Origin of the sequence: Halomonas sp. M20, from assembly GCF_020622265.1 — a bacterium.
In the GTDB taxonomy this organism is placed as follows: Bacteria; Pseudomonadota; Gammaproteobacteria; order Pseudomonadales; family Halomonadaceae; genus Modicisalibacter.
Window position 1 is genome coordinate 574,749 of record NZ_JACNMQ010000001.1, and the last position, 21,864, is coordinate 596,612.

General features: G+C 58.5%; 18 protein-coding genes. 11 read left to right on the forward strand and 7 right to left on the reverse strand.

Annotated features, from left to right (window positions below; translation table 11 throughout):
- Window positions 1-19: 19 nt before the first annotated feature.
- The 4 genes from rpoS to lpxL all read left to right on the forward strand — a co-directional run bounded on the left by rpoS (window position 20) and on the right by lpxL (window position 4,984).
- Window positions 20-994 carry an RNA polymerase sigma factor RpoS gene (gene rpoS, locus H7850_RS02740; RefSeq protein ID WP_227367854.1) on the forward strand — a complete coding sequence of 325 codons (975 nt, stop codon included), beginning with the start codon at window positions 20-22 and terminating at the stop codon, window positions 992-994.
- Window positions 995-1,246: 252 nt separating this feature from the next.
- A complete protein-coding gene (locus tag H7850_RS02745) occupies window positions 1,247-2,722 on the forward strand; it encodes a TolC family outer membrane protein (protein ID WP_227367855.1) in 1,476 nt (491 codons plus the stop codon).
- A 169-nt stretch (window positions 2,723-2,891) separates the two neighbouring features.
- Window positions 2,892-4,040: an alanine racemase gene (gene alr / locus H7850_RS02750; protein ID WP_227367856.1), complete on the forward strand. Its 1,149-nt coding sequence runs from the start codon at window positions 2,892-2,894 to the stop codon at window positions 4,038-4,040.
- 29 nt (window positions 4,041-4,069) lie between these two features.
- A complete protein-coding gene (lpxL, locus tag H7850_RS02755) occupies window positions 4,070-4,984 on the forward strand; it encodes an LpxL/LpxP family Kdo(2)-lipid IV(A) lauroyl/palmitoleoyl acyltransferase (RefSeq protein ID WP_227367857.1) in 915 nt (304 codons plus the stop codon).
- A gap of 144 nt (window positions 4,985-5,128) precedes the next feature.
- Here lpxL and H7850_RS02760 read toward each other — a convergent pair whose 3' ends face one another.
- From H7850_RS02760 to H7850_RS02780, 5 genes are all read right to left on the reverse strand, one after another.
- Complete coding sequence (locus H7850_RS02760; RefSeq protein ID WP_227367858.1) at window positions 5,129-6,466, reverse strand: DUF2254 domain-containing protein; 1,338 nt, start codon at window positions 6,464-6,466, stop codon at window positions 5,129-5,131.
- A 159-nt stretch (window positions 6,467-6,625) separates the two neighbouring features.
- Entirely contained in the window at window positions 6,626-8,287 is a 1,662-nt protein-coding gene (ettA, locus tag H7850_RS02765; protein ID WP_227367859.1) for an energy-dependent translational throttle protein EttA, read from the reverse strand.
- Between the two features lie 195 nt (window positions 8,288-8,482).
- A complete protein-coding gene (locus H7850_RS02770) occupies window positions 8,483-8,677 on the reverse strand; it encodes a PA3496 family putative envelope integrity protein (protein WP_227367860.1) in 195 nt (64 codons plus the stop codon).
- Window positions 8,678-8,780: 103 nt separating this feature from the next.
- Window positions 8,781-9,212 (reverse strand): PAS domain-containing protein, encoded by a 432-nt coding sequence (locus H7850_RS02775; protein WP_227367861.1) that lies wholly within the window; start codon window positions 9,210-9,212, stop codon window positions 8,781-8,783.
- A 105-nt stretch (window positions 9,213-9,317) separates the two neighbouring features.
- On the reverse strand, window positions 9,318-10,631 hold the full coding sequence (locus H7850_RS02780; protein ID WP_227367862.1) for an MFS transporter: 1,314 nt from the start codon (window positions 10,629-10,631) through the stop codon (window positions 9,318-9,320).
- Between the two features lie 98 nt (window positions 10,632-10,729).
- Here H7850_RS02780 and H7850_RS02785 point away from each other — a divergent pair, with 98 nt between their 5' ends.
- Window positions 10,730-10,999, forward strand: coding sequence for a SelT/SelW/SelH family protein (locus tag H7850_RS02785; protein WP_227367863.1), 270 nt, complete (start codon window positions 10,730-10,732; stop codon window positions 10,997-10,999).
- Window positions 11,000-11,017: 18 nt separating this feature from the next.
- On the opposite strand, the gene H7850_RS02790 is transcribed toward H7850_RS02785, so the two are convergent.
- Window positions 11,018-12,037: a zinc transporter ZntB gene (locus H7850_RS02790; RefSeq protein ID WP_227367864.1), complete on the reverse strand. Its 1,020-nt coding sequence runs from the start codon at window positions 12,035-12,037 to the stop codon at window positions 11,018-11,020.
- A 113-nt stretch (window positions 12,038-12,150) separates the two neighbouring features.
- Here H7850_RS02790 and H7850_RS02795 point away from each other — a divergent pair, with 113 nt between their 5' ends.
- Window positions 12,151-13,038 carry a DMT family transporter gene (locus H7850_RS02795; protein ID WP_227367865.1) on the forward strand — a complete coding sequence of 296 codons (888 nt, stop codon included), beginning with the start codon at window positions 12,151-12,153 and terminating at the stop codon, window positions 13,036-13,038.
- Between the two features lie 4 nt (window positions 13,039-13,042).
- Here the strand turns inward: H7850_RS02795 and H7850_RS02800 are convergent, their stop codons facing one another.
- Window positions 13,043-13,708 (reverse strand): arylesterase, encoded by a 666-nt coding sequence (locus tag H7850_RS02800; protein WP_319799257.1) that lies wholly within the window; start codon window positions 13,706-13,708, stop codon window positions 13,043-13,045.
- Between H7850_RS02800 and H7850_RS02805 the strand changes: the two genes are divergently transcribed.
- The 5 genes from H7850_RS02805 to H7850_RS02825 all read left to right on the forward strand — a co-directional run bounded on the left by H7850_RS02805 (window position 13,707) and on the right by H7850_RS02825 (window position 21,864).
- Window positions 13,707-14,423, forward strand: a complete 717-nt coding sequence (locus tag H7850_RS02805; RefSeq protein ID WP_227367866.1) for an ABC transporter ATP-binding protein — start codon at window positions 13,707-13,709, stop codon at window positions 14,421-14,423. The two genes, H7850_RS02800 and H7850_RS02805, sit on opposite strands and share 2 nt — an antisense overlap.
- Window positions 14,424-14,467: 44 nt before the next feature.
- Window positions 14,468-17,020: an ABC transporter permease gene (locus H7850_RS02810; RefSeq protein WP_227367867.1), complete on the forward strand. Its 2,553-nt coding sequence runs from the start codon at window positions 14,468-14,470 to the stop codon at window positions 17,018-17,020.
- A 199-nt stretch (window positions 17,021-17,219) separates the two neighbouring features.
- Entirely contained in the window at window positions 17,220-18,494 is a 1,275-nt protein-coding gene (glyA, locus tag H7850_RS02815; RefSeq protein ID WP_227367868.1) for a serine hydroxymethyltransferase, read from the forward strand.
- Window positions 18,495-18,691: 197 nt separating this feature from the next.
- On the forward strand, window positions 18,692-20,479 hold the full coding sequence (locus H7850_RS02820) for a type I secretion system permease/ATPase (protein WP_227367869.1): 1,788 nt from the start codon (window positions 18,692-18,694) through the stop codon (window positions 20,477-20,479).
- Entirely contained in the window at window positions 20,476-21,864 is a 1,389-nt protein-coding gene (locus tag H7850_RS02825) for an HlyD family type I secretion periplasmic adaptor subunit (RefSeq protein ID WP_227367870.1), read from the forward strand. The genes H7850_RS02820 and H7850_RS02825 overlap by 4 nt, the downstream gene beginning before the upstream one ends.

A 21,864-nucleotide genomic window follows, 5' to 3' on the forward strand; every position in this document is an offset into this window, starting at 1 on the left:
CAGATAACGGGGTGGCGACATGAGCATGATTGAAAGGAATCTTCAGGAAGTTGATCTCAATGATGTGGATGACGAAGTCGAGGTCATCGTTGATGAAGTGGAGGCCAAGGAGGAGGCGGCATTCGAGAAAGCGCTGAGCCGCGAAGAAAACAATTACCATCAAAGTCTCGATGCTACTCAGATCTATCTCAATGAAATCGGTTTTTCTCCCCTACTGACACCGCAAGAAGAGGTTCATTTCGGACGCCTGGCCCAACGCGGTGACCCGGCAGGGCGTCAACGCATGATCGAGTCCAATCTGCGTCTGGTGGTCAAGATCGCACGGCGCTATCTCAATCGCGGGCTGACATTGCTCGATCTGATCGAAGAGGGCAATCTTGGGTTGATCCGTGCCGTGGAAAAATTCGATCCCGAACGCGGCTTCCGCTTTTCGACCTACGCGACCTGGTGGATTCGACAGACTATCGAGCGGGCACTGATGAACCAGACCCGTACCATTCGTCTGCCCATCCATGTAGTTAAGGAACTCAATATCTATCTGCGCGCCGCACGGGAGCTGACTCAAAAGCTCGATCACGAGGCGACCGCCGAAGAGATTGCCGATTTCCTCGACAAGCCCGTGGGCACGGTCAAGAAGATGCTGGGCCTCAATGAGCGCATATCCTCCGTGGACTATCCGCTAGGAGGCGAGAGCGATAAGCCGCTGATCGAGACCCTTGCAGACGAGAACGAACGTGGACCTGAATCCTCGCTGGTCAGCGTCGATGTCAAACAGCATGTCGATGATTGGCTCGCGGAGCTGACGGACAAGCAGATGGAAGTGGTGGTGCGGCGCTTTGGTTTGCATGGCCACGAGGCTTCGACCCTGGAGGAGGTAGGCGAGGAGATTGGCCTGACTCGAGAGCGGGTGCGTCAGATCCAGGTCGAGGCCCTCAAGAAACTGCGTCGAGTGCTCGAAAAGCAGAACTTGACCTTGGAAGCCATTTTCGAGTGAGTATTGGTTCTTCAGTACGCTGGAGATGACGAACGCGGGCCACGAGCCCGCGTTCGTCGTTTTACATTCATTCAACATGGTGCTTTGCAGGCCAGTTTTGACTGAAAATATTGATTAGCAGGGAAACATGCGTCATCGTATGTATCACTCCGCATAGGCTCAGAAAGGATAATGTCGATGCCCGCTTCAGGTGCTCCTCCTTCGCACACCCATAGATTTCGATACACGTTGCTGCCTCTGGTAGCGGCAGTCATGTTGTCTTCCCAAGTACAGGCGGCGGATATTTTGACTATCACCCGCGACGCGCTGGAAAATAGCGCCGATCTGGCCTCGTCGGTCTCGACCTACCGAAGCGTCGAGGAAGAGCGCAACGTGGAGCGCGGCGATCTCCTGCCGCAGATCGGTGCCAATGCCAATCTCGCACACAATCGAACCTACGAGGAAAGCTCCTTCGCGGGTGATGTGGCAACCCAGAGCTCAACCGCCGGGAATCAGGGCGGCACCCAGGGAGGAGGGGTCGGTGAAGGGGCAGGGGCTGCGCTTGGCGGTGGCTCAACGTTTGATAGTGTCAGTGCCGATGATTACAACTCTGCCAGTATCGGTCTGGAAGCCACCCAGACAATTTTCGATGCCAGGAACTGGTTCGAACTGAAGCGCGCCGAAGAACAGATCGATCAACAAGGCTTTTTACTTCTCAGCGATCGCCAGGAGTTGATCTTTCAGGTATCCCAGGCCTATTTCGAGATTTTGCGGGCCAAGGATGTACTGGAGTCCCGTATCGCTCAGGAAAAAGCCATTGGACGCCAGCTCGAACAAGCACGGGAACAGTTCGAGGTGGGGTTGATCGCTATTACCGATGTACAAGAGGCTCGGGCAGCGGCAGATCTGGCGCGGGCCGAGCGTATCGCGGCTCGTAGCGATCTGCAGATCAGTTTCGAGCAGCTTGAGCGTCTTACCGGCAAGCGCTACGACAGTATCGAAGGGCTTTCGGAAGACCTGCCGATCAAGACACCGTTGCCGGACACTCGCGCCGCCTGGACGGCGCTGGCCATGGAAAACAATCCGACCCTTCTCGCGACCCAGGCGGCAATCGATGTTGCCAATCGCAACGTGGACATAGCGCGCTCGGGGCATTTGCCGACTGTCGATGCTTTTGCCAGCTACGATTACTCCGAGACCGATATCGACTATCTGGAGGGACACAACTCTCAGAGCCAGATCGGTCTTAGAGCCAACCTGCCCATCTTCACCGGCGGCAGAACCAGCGCCCAGGTCAATCAGGCTAGCTATCGCTTGGAAGCCTCGCAGTACGATTTCGAGTCTCAGCGGCGCGAAACCGTGCAGCAGGTGCGCTCACTGCTGACGGAAGTCAACAATGATGTGTCTACCGTCGAGGCTCGACGCCAGGCGATCATCTCCAACCGCAGCGCTCTCGAAGCGACGCGCTCCGGGTATGAAGTGGGTACGCGTAACATCGTCGACGTACTCGACGCTGAACAGAGCCTTTACAATGCGCTGGCCAACTATGCGGAATCCCGCTACGACTATGTGACGGATCTAGTGCAGCTGCGTCGTGCCGCCGGGGTACTGGATACCCGCGACATTCGCGCGCTCAATGATTGGCTGCGAGAGGATCTGTCAGTCAGCCTAAGCTATTCCGAAGACGACATTGATGACGATGCACTCATGAACATCGGCGAGCGACCCACGCCGCCTTCATCGCGCTAAGGAAGCGCTAAATAAATCAACGAGCGGTTCAAGCACAAGGCGCCCGGAGCGCAAAAACCGGAGCATATGGGGTATATGTGACGATTTTGAGCACCGCGCAACGCAGTACTTAGGACGCGCAGACATTTATACAGTGTTTCCCTAACGCTAATTTTCGGAGTCTGAAGCCGTGAGCCGCCCCTTGATTGCCGAAATAGATCTAGACGCACTGCGTCATAATTATCGTCTGGCCCAGGCGCTTGCGCCCCATAGTCAGTCCCTGGCGGTAATAAAGGCGGATGCCTACGGACATGGCGCCGTGGCCTGTGCTCATGCCCTCGACGATCTGACGCCGGCGTTTGCAGTCGCCTGTATCGAAGAAGCCCAGGCTCTACGCCAGGGCGGTATCGACAAACCCATCGTGCTATTGGAAGGCTTTTTCCAGCGCGAGGAGTTGCCGCTGATCGAGTCGCTGGGGCTATGGACGGCAGTCCACAGCGAATGGCAGGTCGAGGCTTTGCTAGCCTATCGCCCCGGCCGGCCGATACCGGTCTGGGTCAAGATGGATTCCGGCATGCACCGCCTTGGCTTTTCCGAACAGCATATCGAAGGTGTCTGGCAGCGTCTGCTCGATGCGTCGGACCGGGTTTGTGATCTGCATCTGATGAGCCATTTCGCCACGGCGGATGCGCTGGAACCGCGTTATTTTCAGCGCCAATTGCAGCTGTTGAACGACTGGGCATCAGCGCTGAACGCCCCCACCTGTCTGGCCAATTCGCCGGCCACCTTGGCCTGGCCCGAGGCTTACGGTGCCTGGAATCGTCCGGGGGTCATGCTTTATGGCAGCGACCCCCTGGAAGGCGCCAATGATGCCAGTCGCGGCCTCAAGCCGGTGATGACGCTGCGATCCGAGATCATTGCGGTGCAGGAACTGGGCGCTGGAGAACCGGTAGGATATGGCGGGCGCTGGATAACCCCGGCGCCTTCCAGAATCGGGGTGGTCGCGGCGGGCTATGGCGATGGCTACGACCGCCATGCCCGGGACGGCACGCCGGTACTGGTCGAGGGCCAGCGCAGCGTGCTGGCGGGCAAAGTCTCCATGGACATGTTGACCGTCGATATCACCGACCTCCCGCAGGCGGGAATCGGCACCCGTGTCACCCTGTGGGGCCGCGACGCGAGCGGGGCAGTGCTGTCTGTCGACGAGGTCGCCCGTCATTGCGATACCATCAGCTATACCTTGTTGACTGGCGTACTGCCGCGCGTACCGCGCCGTTACCATGGGGCTGGGCTGATGCCTGACGCGGGCGCCTCAGCCCGCTACAATGTTCGGCTTTAAGACGGGCTTCAGGATAAGCGACGCGGCGCATGGCAGAAACTCCTTTCAACATTTCCTTCATGGCACCCAGGTACTGGCCTACCTGGCTTTCCATCGGTTTGATGCGATTGGGCGCCTGGTTGCCTTGGCCCCTCAAGCTTTGGGTAGGCAAGATGATCGGCCTCATGGCCTGGCGCTTTGCCAAGCGTCGGCGTCATATCACGGAGACCAATCTTCGCCTGGCATTTCCCGAACTCGACGAGAGGAGTCATGCGAGCCTCGTGCGGGAAACCTTCGTTGCCAACGGTATCGGTATTCTCGAGACTGCCACCGGCTGGTGCCGCGATCCGGAACATCTACGCCATCGCGTGACTTTCCAAGGTGAGCGGAACATGCAGCAGGCGCTGGCGCAAGGCAAGGGCGCTTTGATCATCGGCATTCACTTCTCCACTCTGGATCTGGGGGGCGCCTTGCATTCGCTGTTCTTTCCTGCGGATGTGGTATACCGACCCCATGACAACCCGTTATTCGAGCGCTTCATGACCCGGGCGCGCCGTCATATTTTTGGCGCGGCCATTGATCGCCGCGACCTGCGAGGGGTGGTGCGCCGTCTCAAGAGTGGGCACGCGGTGTGGTACTCGCCGGATCAGGACTTTGGCCGCGAAGCCAGCGTGTTTGTACCGTTCTTCGGTGTCGAAGCGGCTACCATTAAACTAACTGGCAAGATCGCTCGCATGACCGGGGCGCCGGTCATGCCGCTGATCTTTCATCGTAACCCGGACAATCGCACCTATACCCTGGAATACCTGCCGGCTCTGGAAAACTTCCCCAGCGGTAATGAGATTGAGGACGCTACCCGCATCAACACGGTCATCGAGTCGGCGATTCGGCGTCACCCAGAGCAATATCTGTGGTTGCATCGGCGCTTCAAGACCCGCCCGCCCGGCGAGCCGAGCCTATATTGAAGGTGAAGGTGAGAAATGAAATGAGCCCCGTCCTGAACGGGGCTCATTGGTTACTGCATCCTGCGACTATTCCTTCATGACATCGATCATCTGCTTCCTCTCCTCGATACGGTCTTCGGCCAATGTCGACGGCAACAAAGGTTTTCAAGAGAGAGCCGACTCAGGCAGTAGTGTCGGCAATTCCAGGCGGTGCTCGCCGTTGTTAATGCGCTCATTGATGAACTGCCGATCCAGGCCGTCCTGGGCAAGCCTTTCCAAGGCTGTCATGACACGCTGCGCATGAGCCTGGAGCGCATCGAGTTCTACCGTTCTGGCGTACAAGGACAAGGTTTTCAGCGCCTGTAGTAGCGCCAAGTTGATGCTCAGGTCCTCCTTGCCATAGGTGAAGATGGGCGAGAATACCCGGTAAAGCAGACTATCGAAGCGCTCTTCGTGCCAGGTCACCCGGGTATGGCCTTTTTCATCGGTGAGCATGTTGCAAGGGGTGAGATTGAGCCGGCGAGTCAATAGCCCAGTCAACTGGTGAATGCACAGCCGCGCGGTACCGGGATCGTTTATGCCTGGCGATAGCGCCTTGATAGCGATTTCCATCAGTTGAGTCAGGCCGTCCCGATAAATATCCTTGGGCGATTCCCCCTGAACATAGACCAGCTCGCCCAATAGCGATGCGCGCCATTTCTCACTAGGCGGCTCAGTGCTTTCGACCTTGAACAGAGGGAAATCTTTGACAGTGTAGTCGCCGAAGGAAAAATTGAGGTGCACGACGCCATCGATACGCTCGGCAAGCGTTGCCACCGCCTCGATATCCATCTGCTGGATATAGCCGCTGTAGTTGGAAAGAACGATATGGCTACTCTCGTCGATGATCGGGGGCGTGCTCATGTAGCGCCAGCGTTCGGAGTCTTCTCGAGATTCGAGTTGTGCAAGCGCACCGCGGGTTTCATCGTAAAGACCCGCGGTAATCGCATTGATCTGTACCGACTGAGAGACACGATGAATGAAAAAGACGAACAGACCCAGGCAGTGCATCACCATGATCACACCGAGATAAATACCCAGGGAGCGCCAAAGGCTTGGAACTTCTCCTTTCAGCGGCACGGTCAGCAGGATGAGAATGAACAGGATGGTGCCAAGATAATGGCCCAGAACCCGCTGGTAAGGGCGCTCGGAGACCAGACCAAACACCAGCTTGTGGGAGAAGTTGTTGCCGGCCTGGGACAGTACCGTCATGACCATGGAAAAGCTGAATACCATCAGCGAGATCATGCCGGCGATCAGGGTCGATAGCAGAGCGCTTGCAGTCCCCTGTTCCTTGAACTTGAGCCAGTCGAGAAAATCCGGTAGCGCGGCTGGGTCGACGTAGGGAACGACGACACCCAGCGCAAGCGCAAAATAGATCAGCCCCAGCAGGCTGGGTAGGAATGCGATGCTGTAGCGAAAGCTCTTCAGAATCTGCAACGGATTAGCGCTCTTGGAAGGCATTGGTTATTCCTTGTACCCGCAATATTGTTGTGATCTCGCCCGCTTCACCGATGAAAAAAAGGCTTCTTCCCGATATCGAGAAGAAGCCCTATCTGGGTAGATAGTCTGGATGAACGGAATATATAGTTTAGTTAAACAGTTCAGCCAACGTTACTGGCATCAGGCATCGATACGCTTGTACTTCATACGCTTTGGCGTGTCGTTGCCCACGCGCTTCTTATGGTCCGCTTCGTAATCACTGTAGTTGCCCTCGAAGAACACCACCTGGGAGTCCCCTTCATAGGCAAGAATGTGAGTGGCGATACGATCCAGGAACCAGCGATCGTGGGAAATCACCAGAGTGCAGCCTGGAAAGGCTAGCAGCGCTTCTTCCAGGGCGCGCAGGGTTTCGATATCCAGATCGTTGGAGGGTTCGTCAAGCAGCAAGACGTTGGCGCCTTGCTTCAAGGTCTGGGCCAGCTGCAAGCGGCCGCGCTCGCCCCCGGACAGTTCAGACAGGCGTTTCTGCTGATCGTTGCCCTTGAAGTTGAAGCGCCCCACATAGGCTCGCGAAGATACCTCATAGCCGTTGATGTTGAGTATGTCCTGGCCTTCGGAAACCGCCTCCCATACGGTCTGCTTGTTATCGAGAGCATCGCGCAGTTGCTCGACGTAGGCGATCTGGACGGTATCGCCGATGACGATTTCGCCTTCATCCGGCTGCTCGACGCCGTTGATCATGCGGAACAGCGAGGACTTGCCCGCACCATTGCCACCGACGATTCCGACGATGGCGCCCTTGGGCACCTGAAACGACAGGTGCTCGAACAGTAGTTTGTCGTCGTAACGCTTGGCCACGTCGTGCAGTTCGATCACCTTGTCACCCAGACGCGGCCCGGGCGGAATATAGATCTCGTTGGTCTCGTTGCGCTTCTGATAGTCGCCGGACTGCATCTCCTCGAAGCGATTGAGGCGTGCCTTGCTCTTGGCCTGGCGTCCCTTGGCATTACTGCGCACCCAGTCGAGCTCGTCCTTGATGGCCTTCTGCCGGAAGGCTTCCTGCTTGGCTTCCTGTGCCAGGCGTTTCTCCTTGGCCTCGAGCCAGTTCGAGTAGTTGCCTTCAAAAGGAATGCCCTGGCCGCGGTCGAGTTCGAGAATCCAGCCCGCTACGTTGTCGAGGAAATAACGATCGTGGGTAATGGCCACCACGGTGCCTGGGTAGTCGTGCAAGAAGCGCTCGAGCCAGGCCACGGATTCCGCATCCAGGTGGTTGGTGGGCTCATCGAGCAGCAGCATGTCCGGGCTGGAAAGCAGCAGCCGGCATAGTGCCACACGGCGACGCTCGCCCCCAGAGAGTACGCCAACGTTGGCGTCCCAGGGCGGCAGGCGAAGAGCCTCGGCGGCAACCTCGAGCTTGCGCTCCAGGTTGTGGGCATCAGCGGCCTCGATCAGATTTTCCAGACGTGCCTGTTCCGCGGCCAGGGCATCGAAATCTGCATCCGGCTCGGCGTAAGCAACATAGACGGCATCAAGTTGCTCCTGGGCCTTCTTGATCTCGCCCACGGCTTCCTCGACGGTTTCGCGTACGCTCTTGCTGTCGTCGAGCTCGGGTTCCTGAGGCAGATAGCCGATGTTGAGGCCCGGCATTGGCCGAGCCTCACCGTTATATTCGGTATCGACCCCTGCCATGATCCGCAGCAGCGTCGACTTGCCCGAGCCGTTGAGACCGAGGACGCCGATCTTGGCGCCAGGGAAAAAGGACAACGAGATGTTCTTGAGAATCTCGCGCTTCGGGGGCACGACCTTGCCCACCCGATTCATGGTGTAGACGTATTGCGCCATGGAAATCCATTGCCATCATGTTGGGATTTAGGTGGCTTTGATGATAGTGGTCGCACCAGGGAAAGGCCAGCCCGTGAAGAGATCGGTCAGGGAAGGAACTTTATGAGAAGCCCAGCATGAAACGCTCGGTCAATGAATTTCGACAGCCGAGATAATCGAGCTGGCGCAATGCTGAGCATGTCGCGGCGTCAAATGTTATTCTTCTTCCAAGTCCCAGTCGTCTTCTATTGCCCGCTTCAACCGACGCTCTTCCAGTAATGCCTCGACCTGGCGGCGCAGACGCAATGTATCGTTGCGTGGACTCGGGGAACGATGATGCTGGGCATCGTTGTCAGGTTCATAAACATCTTGATCGTCGAGTTGTTCGTCACCAAGCGTATCGTCGCTCATGCTCGACCCTCCGCTAGCGTTCTATATTAGAGATAGCCCCTTTGTTGGCTGTATAGCGCTGGTTGGAGGTAATGACAAGCGTTTCACGGAAAAACCCAAAGTTTTATGAGCTTTGACTGGCTTGCAGCACCGCGAGTTTTTCCAAAGCATGCATATGCTCGGTGACATCCTTTTGCACACCGATAAAATAGGTAAGCTGGTCTTGCTCATCGAATACCGGGGTGATCGATAACTCATTCCAGAAAAGGCTGCCATCCTTGCGATAGTTGCGCAGCACTTCTCGACAAGGGTGCTGATCGGCGATGGCGCGACGAATATTGTCCAGGCCGGGCTGATCGTGATCGCTCTTTTGCAGGAAACGACAGTCCTGATAGAGAATCTCGTCAGCGCTATAGCCGGTGAGGCGCTCGAATCCCTGGTTGACGTAGATGAGAATGGTATCGTCGCCCTCCTGCTCGGCGACCACGATGCCATCCACGGATGCATCGACGATACGCTCCAGCAGTGCGGCGTCGATCATTGCAGCTCTTTTCATGCGCTGGCGGTCCTGTGGCAGATCATAGGGTGCGGTGAGCCTTCGAAGAGGCCCTCCCTAACTATCATGGCCAGCCTTAATAATGTTTTCAACGCTTTGTCGACACTATTCGACCCTTGGTAGACGTTGTGCGGTAAATGCAGCGGCAAAAGCGCACAGGGAAAGTACCAACAATAAACCGGTGCTTCCCAGCCATTGAGCCAACACACCAATTATAGCGCCCACGACAAGCATCAGAAGTCCGGTCAATGTATTCGATAAAGCGACGTAGAGTGCACGGTCATCGCGACCCGCCATGTCCACCACGTAGGTCTTGCGCCCTAGTCTGACCCCCGCATGGGCGATGACCAGTACGCCATAGACGAGGGCGAAGGGCCAGACCGATCCAGTCCAGTCTCCGGGTATCCAGGCGATTCCGGCTGCTGCCAGACAGCACACCCCCGCCATGGCACCGGCATCACGCATTACCTTGTGGCTCGAGATATCTGCGCGCTTGCCCCAGAACGGGCTTGACAGCATGCTGGCAAGCCCCGAGATGACGACAAGTACACCGAGGCCGCCCAGATCCTCGTCACTTTGTTGCTGGCCGAGTAGCGCAATATAGGGCAGGGCAAGGGCACTCGAGAGCAGTAGCGCCCGGGTCAGGTTGAAATGCAGAAAGGTCCGGTCCTGACGCAGTAGCTTTAGGCCTTGGCGAATGCTGGCCCAAGCATTTTCGCCACCTTCCGTGGCGCCTCGGTCTTCGCGAATGGCGGCGGCGCAAACGGCATTGATCGCCCAGCCTAAAGCGGCGATAGCCAGCAGTATCGCCAGCACGGCCTCACCGTCACTATCGTCGAATAGCATCAGTACGCCGCCCGCAAGCAGCGTCATGGCGCCGGCGACACTGCCGCTCCAGCCCATCAGATTGCCGCGACGCTGTTTGGCGATGGTCTTGCCCAGCACATCCTTGGTGGCAATGGAAGAAAGCCCCCGAGCCAGGGAAAGCACGATCAGCACGATCAGCACCAGGGCGCCCCCCAAGCCGCCACTGCTCGTTAGTGCCAGTACTGCCAACACCGCTGCACAAAGTGCTTGAAGTGCGCCGCCGGCGACCCACACCCACTTGCGCTGGGGCATGTGGCGAATGAATCCGGCGATGAAGATCTGGGGCAGAAGAGAACCGGCTTCGCGAATGGGCACCAGCAGTCCCACCATCCACAGCGGGGCGCCGATCGCTCCCAGTAACCAGGGCAATACTAGCCGCGCACTGGAGAACTCATCCGCCAGCTTGTTACCCAGAGAGGCGAAAAGATGGCGAAAGAAGTTGCCCGGTTGTTCGTTGCAGGCCTCGTCCGAGATGTCCTTGCACAGGCGGCTATCTTCATCGCCGGTCAGCCACTCGTAAAAACGGGACTGAGTAATGGGGGTGCTGGCCATGCATATCCTCCATGATGAATTGTCGACACCTATCGACACGTTTAATCATCGACAGATTGTTATGATGAGCCACTATTACGTCATGAGAGGAGATTACGATGGCTCGAGTACGGATTCATTATTGCACGCAATGCCATTGGCTTCTCCGGGCAGGCTGGTATGCCCAGGAGTTGCTTTCCACCTTCGGCGAAGATCTCGACGAAGTCGCCCTGGCGCCTAGTCATGGCGGCCACTTTGAGGTGATTTTCGATGACCAGGTGATCTGGGAGCGCAAGCGCGATGGGGGCTTCCCTGATATAAAAGAACTCAAGCGCCGAGTCCGCGATCAGCTTGATCCAGGTAGAGATCTGGGCCATATTGATCGCTGATGTCTTTTATTGACGCGCTTACCACCAGTGCTTGCGCTTGAGCAACGCCATCACCGCCATGCCGACGAGGAGATTGATTACCACGAACATCGCGAAGGCATAAGGGTTGTCGGTGCCGGGCAGGCCGCCGACGTTGACTCCAAGCAGGCCGGTGAGAAAGCTCAGTGGTAGAAACACCGTGGTGACGACGGCGAGCATGTACATGCGTTGGTTGAGCTGTTCGTTGTGTTCGCTCCAGAACTGCTCCTGAAGGATATGGGCGCGCTCCTGCATGGCATTGAAGTCTTCGGTGTAGCGTGAAAGCTGGTTGGCACTCTCCCGGAGCGACACCTTGGTTTCCTCATCGAGCCAAAGAGGGCCCTGGGCCAGCTGCGCCAGACAGTCTCGCTGAGGGCCCATGAAGCGGCGCAGGTTGATCAAGGAGCGACGAATCCGCGTCAAGTCGTCGTTGTTCACGTATTCAGGGTCGCTCAGCTGAGCTTCTTCCAGTTCCGCCAAGCGTCCATCGAGCTGATGAGTCACATCGCCCACCTGATCGACGAGCGTTTCCGTCAGCCAGGCTGTCAGGTCTGGAATCGACTCGGCGCCGTTGCCATCGTCGATACGTTCGCGCACCACACTGACCGCATGCAGAGGGCGCCGGCGCAACGTGATTAGGCGCTTGGGGGTCATCCACACCCGCAGCGAGATCAGATCGTCCCTAGCCGCGCCGGGGTTGAAGTTGATGCCGCGCAACGTGGTCACGACACCGCGTCCGAAACGTGCCACGCGAGGCCGTGTATCTTCCTCGAGCAGCGCCTCGATGACCGCCTCGTCGAGCTCCGCCAGAGAGTGCAGATAGGTCATGACGTCGTCATGACGAAAATCCAAATGCAGCCATAACGCGGCCTCCTCGCTGTGCCACATTGCGTGCAGCTGTGCGTTGTCGAGCTCGGTGCCTCCGCCAGTACCATCCAGCTGATAAGCGGTGACGAAAGCGCCGGCCTGTGGGGGAGGTGTATCGGTCGTCGTCGGCAGGTTGTCGTTGAATGCCGCCATGACGGGATTCCTTATTGAAATCAGTGGTTCAGTCATTGCCATGCTCGTCTGAACGATGCAAGGCGGTTAGGCTGGCTACTTTAGCGTAAACCCATGGCAGACAGGGAGTAGGCATGACACAGGATCGGCAGGCGATGCTATACGGGGTTGCGGCGGTGGCGCTGTGGTCCACGGTGGCGACCGCGTTCAAGCTGGCTTTGGCGAGCATGACGCCGGTGGAACTGATCTGGATCGCGGCGCTGGTCTCCTGGTTGCTGATCGGCGCGCTGGTCATTCAGCGCGGCCAATTGCGGCTGGCCCTGGGCAGTGGCTGGCGCACCGCGCTGTGGGCCGGTTTGATGAACCCAGTGGCCTACTATCTGGTGTTGTTCGCCGCCTACGATCGGCTGCCGGGGCAAGAGGCCATGGCGCTGAACTACACTTGGGCGCTGGCCATGGGCTTTCTCGCCGTGCCGATTCTCGGCCAGCGTCTTACGCGCATGGATATTCTCGCCGGGTTGATCGCCTACGCCGGCGTCTGGGTCATCGCCACTCGCGGGGCGGTTTTTGAGGTGGCCTTTGCCGATCCGCTAGGAGTCGGCTTTGCCTTGATCTCGACGCTGCTCTGGGCACTGTATTGGCTGTTCAACGCCAAGGATCATCGAGAGCCTTTGGTAGCCCAGTGGCAGAACTTCAGCGTGGGTTTGCCGATTCTGACGCTTCTCGTCCTCATCGGGCCGGGGTTTACCTGGCATGGCTGGAGCAGTCTGGGAGCGGGCGTTTACGTAGGGCTATTCGAGATGGGCATCGCTTTCGTGCTGTGGCAGATGGCGGTGCATAAGGTGTCGCGAACCGCCAAGGTTTCCAACTTGATCTTCCTGTCGCCGCCGGTGTCGCTGCTGTTGCTGCATGTCGTCGTTGGCGAGCCGATTCTCGCTTCGACCCTGATCGGGCTGGTATTGATTCTCGGTGGCCTGGGATTGCAACAGCTGCAGAAGGCATCCGCGCCGGTTCAGGCGTAAGTCACTATTCCGCTGTAGCGGCAACTTGCTTTGGCAGCAGCGCTTTCAACTCGGGCCAGACATTCTCAAGCATGCGTGGTTGGGCTTCGGCGGTAGGGTGGATGCCATCGTCCTGCATCAGATCATCCTTCAGGGCAATACCATCGAGCAGGAAGGGCACCAGTGGCACCTCGTATTGCTCGGCCAGGTCGCGATAGACCGTCTTAAAAGCCTGGGTATAGGCTTGTCCATAGTTGGGCGGTATCTCGATGCCCACCAGCAGTACCTCGGCATCGGCCTCTTGGCTGGCCTCGATCATGGTCGAAAGATTACGGCGCATCTGCTTGGGGGAAAGGCCGCGCAGCCCGTCGTTGCCCCCCAGCTCGATCAGAACGATGTCTGGAGCGTGTTGTCCGAGTAGCTCAGGCAGGCGAGTCACTCCGCCAGAGGTGGTCTCGCCGCTGATACTGGCATTGACCACCTTGACTTCGTCACCCAGGCGCTGGCTCAGTAGATTGACCCAGCCGGCCTGGCGCTCGATACCGTAGGCGGCGCTGAGACTATCGCCCATCACCAGTAGCGTCGTAGTGGCGGCATTTGCCATGCTCATCCATAGCAGTAATGGCAACAGCAGCGCCAACGTCAGGCTTCTGTTCAGGAACCGTGTAACCACAGGGAAAGCGTGCATCATGTCCAACTCCCAAACGCGTGAAATGAGTGCAATTCTACATGCCAAGGGCCTTGGCAAGCAGGTTATCAGCGGCGAACGCCGGCTGGATATTCTAAGTAGCCTCGATCTCGAAGTGTTTCCCGGCGAGAGCGTGGCGATCCTGGGCAGTTCCGGCGCTGGAAAGTCCACCTTGCTGGGCTTGCTGGCAGGGCTAGATATCCCGACCAGCGGCGAACTCGATCTATTTGGACAGTCGTTGAAGGATCTTGATGAAGATGGTCGCGCAGGATTGCGTGCCGGGCGGGTTGGTTTCGTGTTTCAGAACTTCCAGCTGTTGCCGACTTTGACCGCTTTGGAGAACGTATTGCTGCCGTTGGAATTGTTGCCGGGCAGCGATCACCAGATCAGAGGTCGGGAGTGGCTGACCCGGGTAGGCTTGGGGGAGCGCATGAACCATCTGCCCAAGCAGCTTTCTGGCGGCGAGCAGCAGCGAGTTGCAGTGGCCCGTGCCTTTGTCACTGCGCCGGAACTGGTTTTTGCCGATGAGCCCACGGGTAATCTCGATCGCGGCACCGGGGGAAAGGTCATCGATCTATTGTTCGAACTCAACCGAGAAGCGGGTACTACGCTGGTGCTGGTCACGCATGATCATCATCTGGCGCGACGCTGCGATCGCTGTCTCAAGCTCGATGCTGGCCACCTGGCCGTCCTTCATCGGGACGAGGTGGAGGCATGAGCAAAGAAATGAGCGGAAATGCTGATTCAGACACGAATGGCGCTGTGAACAAAGAGAAAACGAGCGAGGCTGGTTTACTAGGGCTGTCCTTGAAAGGGTTGAAACGAGACCTGCGCGCAAACGACGTGCGTGCCTTGTTCGTGGCCTTGGCCCTGGCGGTCGCGGCCTCGACCATGATCGGTTTCTTTCTCGATCGGCTCGATCGGGGACTGACCCGGCAGGCGGGCCAACTGATGGGCGGCGATATCAAGCTGGAGCAGAGCAAGCCCTTCGGTGAGGATCTGCGGCGTGAGCTTGAAGCCGCGGGCCTGAGCCTAGCGGACCAGGTCGATCTAGTGTCGATGGCCAGCCGCGACGACTCGTTTCAACCGGCGAGCCTCAAGGTGGTTGATGAGGCTTATCCACTGTATGGCAAGGTGCTGGTGGATCTGGGCGACGGTGTCGAAGAATTGGCCCATGGGCCGTCATCAGGGAATGCATGGATCGCGCCACGCCTGGCGCAATTGTTGGATATCACGATTGGTGAGTCATTTCAGCTTGGTCAGATGCAGCTCAGGGTGAGCGGACTGATCGAGCGTGAACCCGATCAATCCGCCGGTTTCGGCAGCTTCAATCCACGCTTGATGATGCACATTGACGATCTCGAGGCCACCGGACTGGTGCGCCCGGGCTCCCGGGTCGAGTATGAACTACTGGCCAAGGGGCCGCCGGAAGCGGTGGCTGGGGTCGACAATCTGCTGGCCCGACTCGCGCGGGAAGGCGTTGAAGTCGAGGATGTGCGCGAGGACCGTCCCCAGCTCGGCAACGCCCTGGAACGGGCCGAGAAGTATTTGAGCCTGGCGGGATTGGCGGCGGTGCTGCTGGCCGGGGTGGCGGTGGCCATGGCAACGAGGCGCTATGTGGATCGCCATTTGGATACCGCCGCCTTGCTACGTTGCTTCGGTGCCTCCCAGCGTCAGCTGACCCAGTTATTCGCCATGCAATTGCTGTGGCTGGCGCTTTCCGCCTCGATCCTCGGCGCACTGCTTGGTCTGGCAGGGCAAGCGGGATTGCTGGCGCTGCTGACACGTTTTCTCCCTCTGGAGCTGCCGCCCCCGGGCATATTGCCGCTGTTGCTTGGCATCTTGACCGCGCTTGCGGTGCTGGTGGGCTTCGCCGGTCCGACCTTGCTGCGATTGAAGCGGGTCAGCGCGCTGAAGGTGCTGCGTCGTGAACTTGATCCATTGCCGGCATCCGCTTGGCTGGTGGTCGGTGTCGCCAGCTTGGTGTTTGGTGGCCTGCTGTGGCTCTATTCCGGCGATTTCATGCTCTCCCTCGGTTTGTTGCTGGGCGGTCTGGTGGCGCTGGTGCTGCTATGGGGGCTGGGTTGGCTGCTATTGGGACTGGTACTGCGTCTGGCCGGGCGTTTCGGCAACGGCGCAAGCGATGGTGCCCAGGCCCTTAGATTGGGCGCGCGGCAACTGGCGCGTCGGCGTCAGGCGAGTCTCGGCCAACTGCTGGCCTTTGCGGTGACCTTTGCCGCCATGGCGATCATCACCATGGTACGCGGTGACCTGGTGACCACTTGGCAGGCCCAACTACCCGAAGATACCCCAAACTATTTCGCCATCAACATTCAGCCCAGCGAGCGCGAGGGCTTCATCGATATTCTAGGGGACGCGGCGGATACCCGAAGTGCCCTGTACCCGATGGTGCGAGGGCGCATCGTGGCGATCAACGATCAATCGCCCCGGGAGGTCGTGCCCCCGGAGAGCCGCGGTGACAACGCTTTGCACCGGGAGCTCAATCTGACCTGGCAGAATGAGGTGCCGGAAGGCAATCGTATTCTCAAGGGGCAGTGGTTCGCTCGAAACGTTGCGGCTTCTCCCGAGAGCGATCAGCCCGTGCCGATTTCAATGGAGAGCGGCCTCGCGGAGCGCTTCGGGATTGCGCTCGGCGATACGCTGACCTTCTCCATCGGTGGGTCGGACGTTACCGGTGAAATTACCAGTCTACGGGAGGTCGACTGGGACAGCTTTCGACCCAATTTCTATGTGGTCTTTCCTCCCGGTACGCTGGAGCGCTTCGGGCACAGCTACATCACCGCCTTTCATGTGGAAGATGGCAGCAATGTGCCGGGCAAGCTGGTATCCGCCTATCCAGGGGTGTCGTTGATCAACGTCGAAGCCATTCTCGGCCGGGTTCGGGAGCTGTTGTCCCAAGTGACCCGAGCAGTGGAGTTCGTACTGGCCTTCGTGCTGCTGGCCGGGGTGAGCGTGCTCTACGCCGCCTTGACTGCCAGCCATACCCTGCGCACTCATGAAAGCGGCCTGCTGCGGGTATTCGGTGCCGGCGACCGGTTAATTTCCCGGGTGCAGGGGGTCGAGTTCGCGTTGCTGGGGTTCACTAGCGGCTTGATGGGCGCGCTGCTTGCGGAAGCCGCTGCCGCGGGGGTGTACATTGGCTGGCTTGACCTGGCGCCGCGAATACACTGGTTGATGTGGTTGATTCTGCCTATCGGCGGTGCCCTGCTCATCGGTCTTATCGGTCACGCCCTGTCTCGTGGTGTGCGTCGTCAAACACCTATGGCGAGCCTGGGGCTGCTGGGGGAGGCGTGAATGGCCCCATCGTTCACTGCAATGAACGCCTGCCAGACCAGGGTCGCCGGTTAGGGAAGAGGACGATTTATCCGTCGACGAGCGACTCCTGCTTGAGTTTAGTATTTCTCAGGCACAATTGAGAATCTTTCGCATGAAAGACGCGCGCCGCTGAGCTACCATGAAATTCTTGTTTTTTTCGACTCGAGGATACTAGCCGATGTTCACCCGTGACATGCAGATTGCCGGTTTCGATGACGCCCTGCTCGATGCGATGGAGAAGGAAGTCGCGCGTCAGGAGGCTCATATCGAGCTGATCGCTTCCGAGAACTACGCCAGCCCCCGGGTCATGGAAGCCCAAGGCACTCAGCTGACCAACAAGTACGCTGAGGGCTATCCCGGCAAGCGCTACTATGGCGGCTGTGAATACGTGGACGTGGTCGAGGATCTGGCCATCGATTATGCCAAGAAGCTGTTCGATGCAAGCTACGCCAATGTACAGCCTCATTCCGGTTCCCAGGCCAATGCGGCGGTTTTCCAGGCGCTGGTCAAGCCCGGCGATACCATTCTTGGCATGAGTCTGGATGCCGGCGGCCACCTGACCCACGGTGCCAAGCCGAATTTTTCCGGCAAGCACTACAACGCCGTGCAGTACGGCCTCGATGACAGCGGGCGTATCGACTACGACCAGGTCGCGTCATTGGCCAAAGAGCATAAGCCGAAGATGATAATCGCCGGCTTCTCGGCCTATTCCCAGATCATCGACTGGAAGCGCTTTCGTGAGATTGCCGATGAGGTAAATGCCTTTTTACTGGTTGACATGGCCCATATTGCCGGGCTGGTCGCTACCGGTGTCTACCCGAGCCCGTTGCCCCATGCGCACGTGGTCACCACGACCACCCACAAGACGCTGCGGGGCCCCCGGGGCGGTCTGATCCTTTCCGCCGAAGGCGATGCGGACATGGAGAAGAAGCTACAATCGGCGGTGTTCCCGGGCAGCCAGGGTGGCCCTCTGATGCATGTCATCGCCGCCAAGGCGGTGTGTTTCAAGGAAGCCATGAGCCAGGAGTTCAAGGAGTACCAGCAGCAGGTGGTCAAGAATGCCCAGGTCATGGCCAAGGTGTTCATGGAACGCGACTACGATATCGTTTCCGGCGGCACCGAGGATCATCTCTTCCTGCTGTCGTTGATCAAGCAAGGCATTACCGGCAAGGATGCGGATGCCGCCCTGGGACGGGCTCATATCACGGTCAACAAGAACGCCGTGCCGGGTGATCCCCAGAGTCCTTTCGTCACTTCCGGGTTGCGTATCGGTACGCCAGCGGTGACCACCCGAGGTTTCGGTGAAAGCGAATGCAAGGAGTTGACCGGCTGGATCTGCGATATCCTCGATGCCTTGGCCAAGGGGGATTCGAGTGCAGCAGAAGCCGAGATAAAAGAGAAGGTCGAGACCATCTGTGCCCGCTATCCAGTCTACCGGGGCGAACTAAAATGATGTCCTTACGCTAATTTTCGTTAGATTTTTAATTTAAAAGCCATAAGACGCAAAGGTTAAATAGCGCGTCTTATGGTGCTATTTTGCCTCTCATTTCAATATGGATTATCTGATACTCTTGTCTCCCGCTGGGCCTGTCAGATCCATGTCGCGCCCCATGGAACATCCCTAACTCTCACCGATAGCGAGCCGCGCCCATGGCCATCCGCAAAGAAGCCACCGACCTGCAACGTGTGTTGAAAGCCTGCAGAGGCTCTTTCATGACGGTGGGGTTCTTCAGCATGTTCATCAACCTTCTCATGCTGGTACCTCCTCTCTACATGCTGCAAGTATACGATCGGGTCATCACCTCCCGCAGCGAAGCAACGCTACTCATGCTTACCCTGGTAGTGGTGTTCTTGTTCGCGGTAATGGGGGGACTCGAGCTGGTGCGTTCACGCATCCTGATCCGGGTCGGCAACCGGCTCGATACCTCTATCAGCCAGCGCCTTTATACCGCCATGTTCCGGCGTAGTGTGCTGGCCCAGGGTCAGCAGACCGCGCAACCCTTGAATGACCTGACCAGCGTGCGTCAGTTTCTGACCGGCAATGGACTGTTTGCGTTCTTCGATGCCCCTTGGGTGCCGGTCTATCTGGCGGTGCTGTTTCTCTTTCACCCCTGGCTTGGCATCTTCGCCACCTGTGCGGGTCTCGTGCTGCTGACGCTGGCGATCGCCAACGAGAAAGCCACCAAGAAACTGCTGGCAGAGGCCAACAGCGAAAACATTCAGGCCCAGGATCTGGCCAACAGCAACCTGCGCAATTCCGAGGTGCTGCACGCCATGGGCATGCTGCCCGGCATCATGGGGCGCTGGGCCGGCAAGCACTACGAGTTTCTAACCAAGCAGTCCCAGGCAAGCGACCGGGCTGGTGCCCTGACCAATGCCTCCAAGATACTCAGGCTGCTGTTCCAGTCACTGATTCTCGGCCTAGGGGCGTATCTAGTGCTGCAGGGCAGCATGACCCCGGGCATGATGATCGCCGGTTCGATTCTGATGGGTCGCGCACTTGCGCCCATCGATCAGATGATCGGTAGCTGGAAAGGGTTTGTCGCCTCGCGTACCGCCTATCAGCGCTTGAACGAACTGCTTGAGCAGATTCCCGAAGAGAACCGGCGCATGTCCCTGCCTGCACCGGTCGGCGACGTGGCCATCGAATCCGTGGCGGCGGCGCCTCCCGGTGTGCGCATGGCGACCATTCGCGGCATCAATTTCAACGTGGCCAAGGGCGAGCATGTCGGCATCATTGGCCCTAGCGCGGCGGGTAAATCCACCCTGGCCCGGGTGATACTGGGCATCTGGCCTTCCCAGGTGGGCAAGGTGCGTCTGGACGGTGCGGATATTACACAGTGGAACCGGGACGAACTGGGGCCCTATATCGGCTATCTGCCTCAGGATATCGAACTGTTCGACGGTACCATCAGCGAGAACATCGCGCGATTCGCCGAGGTAGATCCGCAGAAGGTGGTCGAGGCGGCGCAGAAGGCCGGCGTGCACGAGATGATCCTGCAGTTGCCCAACGGCTACGATACCGTCATTCGTGCCTCCAGTGGTGTGCTCTCAGGAGGGCAGCGCCAGCGCATAGGCCTTGCTCGGGCGCTGTATGGCAATCCGGTGCTGGTGGTGCTGGATGAACCCAATTCCAATCTCGACGACAGCGGTGAGCGGGCTCTGGCTCGGGCGCTGCAGGCCCTAAAGGCGGAAGGCGTCACACTCTTTGTCATCAGCCATCGCACCAGCATTTTGAAGAGCATGGATAATCTGCTGGTACTCAAGGATGGGCAGGTCAGCATGTACGGACCACGCGATCAGGTTTTTGCTCAGTTTGCCAAGCAGCAGAATCCCGCCAAGGCCGGGCAGGTAGGTCAGTCACAGAATGCGCGTCTGGCCAAGGTTCGACCAGCCCAGACAAGCAAGGATGCGCAATCCGAGGAGCAGGGGCAATGAACGACAAGACCAACGCTTCAGGCGATAGCGACGATCGCAGCGTCGACGTCACACCCAAGCAGGCTCTGCCCGACAGCGCCGCGGGGCCCACCGGGAAGCTACCCACTTCGGACAAGCGCTATCGGCGTCTGGGGTATGGCATTCTGCTGGTGGCTTTCGGCGGTTTCGGCGGCTGGGCGGCCACCGCCGATCTGGCGGTGGCAGTCGTGGCACCCGGCTCCGTGTCCGTCGAATCCTTCAAGAAGACGGTGCAACATTTCGAGGGCGGCATCGTCAAGAAAATCCTGGTCAGGGACGGCGATCACGTAGAGGCCGGGGAGCCGGTAGTGATATTGAACAATACCCAGGCGCTTTCGCAGCTGCAGATCGCCCGCTCTCAATATCTGATCAATCGGGCCGCAGAGGTGCGGCTGCTGGCGGAACAGAAGGGAAGCGACTCCCTGGATTTCCCCGATGAGCTGCTCGGCAGCGACTCCCAGCGGGTCAATGAAGTGCTGGCGGTACAAAACGCGCTGTTCGCCGCTCGTCGGGATGCGCTGCAAGGCACCCTGGAAGCGCTGGACGAGCAAGTCGTGCAGATGCGCGAACAGATTCAGGGCTTCGAGTCGATGATCGGCAACAATCGCTCCCGGCTCAACTCCTTGAAAGAAGAGGCTGGCGACTACCGTTCTTTGTACAAGGAGGGGCTGGGTGACAATCAGCGGGTGCGGGAGCTCGAGCGCCAGATTCTGCAATACGAAGGCGAGATCGCTCAGCACCGATCGGAGATCGCCCGGCTGAAGTCCCAGATCAGTGAGAACAAGGTACAAAAACAAGTCAAACGGCAAGAGTTTCAAAAAGAGATCGGCGAACGCCTGCGGGAAGCCCAGGTCAGCATTGCCGATGCGGAAGAGCGCATCACCGCTCTGAGCGATCAGGTCGAGCGCACCACCGTTCTGGCTCCGGTCTCCGGTACCGTGGTGGGCCTGCAGGTGCATACCCTGGGCGCCGTGGTCAAACCCGGAGACCCGATCATGGAAGTGGTGCCCTCCGGCGATGGATTCGTGGTCGAAGCCCGGGTGCCGGATCGGGACGTGGACAACGTCTATCGTGGCCAGGAGGCTGAAATACGCTTCAGCGCTTTCAATCAGCGTCTGAGTAACGTCATCGAAGGCGAAGTCATCCACCTCAGTGCGGATACCTTCCAGGACGAGGCCACCGGTGCCTACTACTACAAGGCGCGCATCAAGGTGACGGAACAGGGCGCGAAAGACATGACCGAAAACATGCAGCTTCTGGCGGGGATGCCTGCAGAAGTCATGATTCGCACCGGTGAACGCACGTTCGCCAGTTACATCGCCAAGCCCATCACCGATATGCTGGCACGCGCCATGCAGGAGGAATAG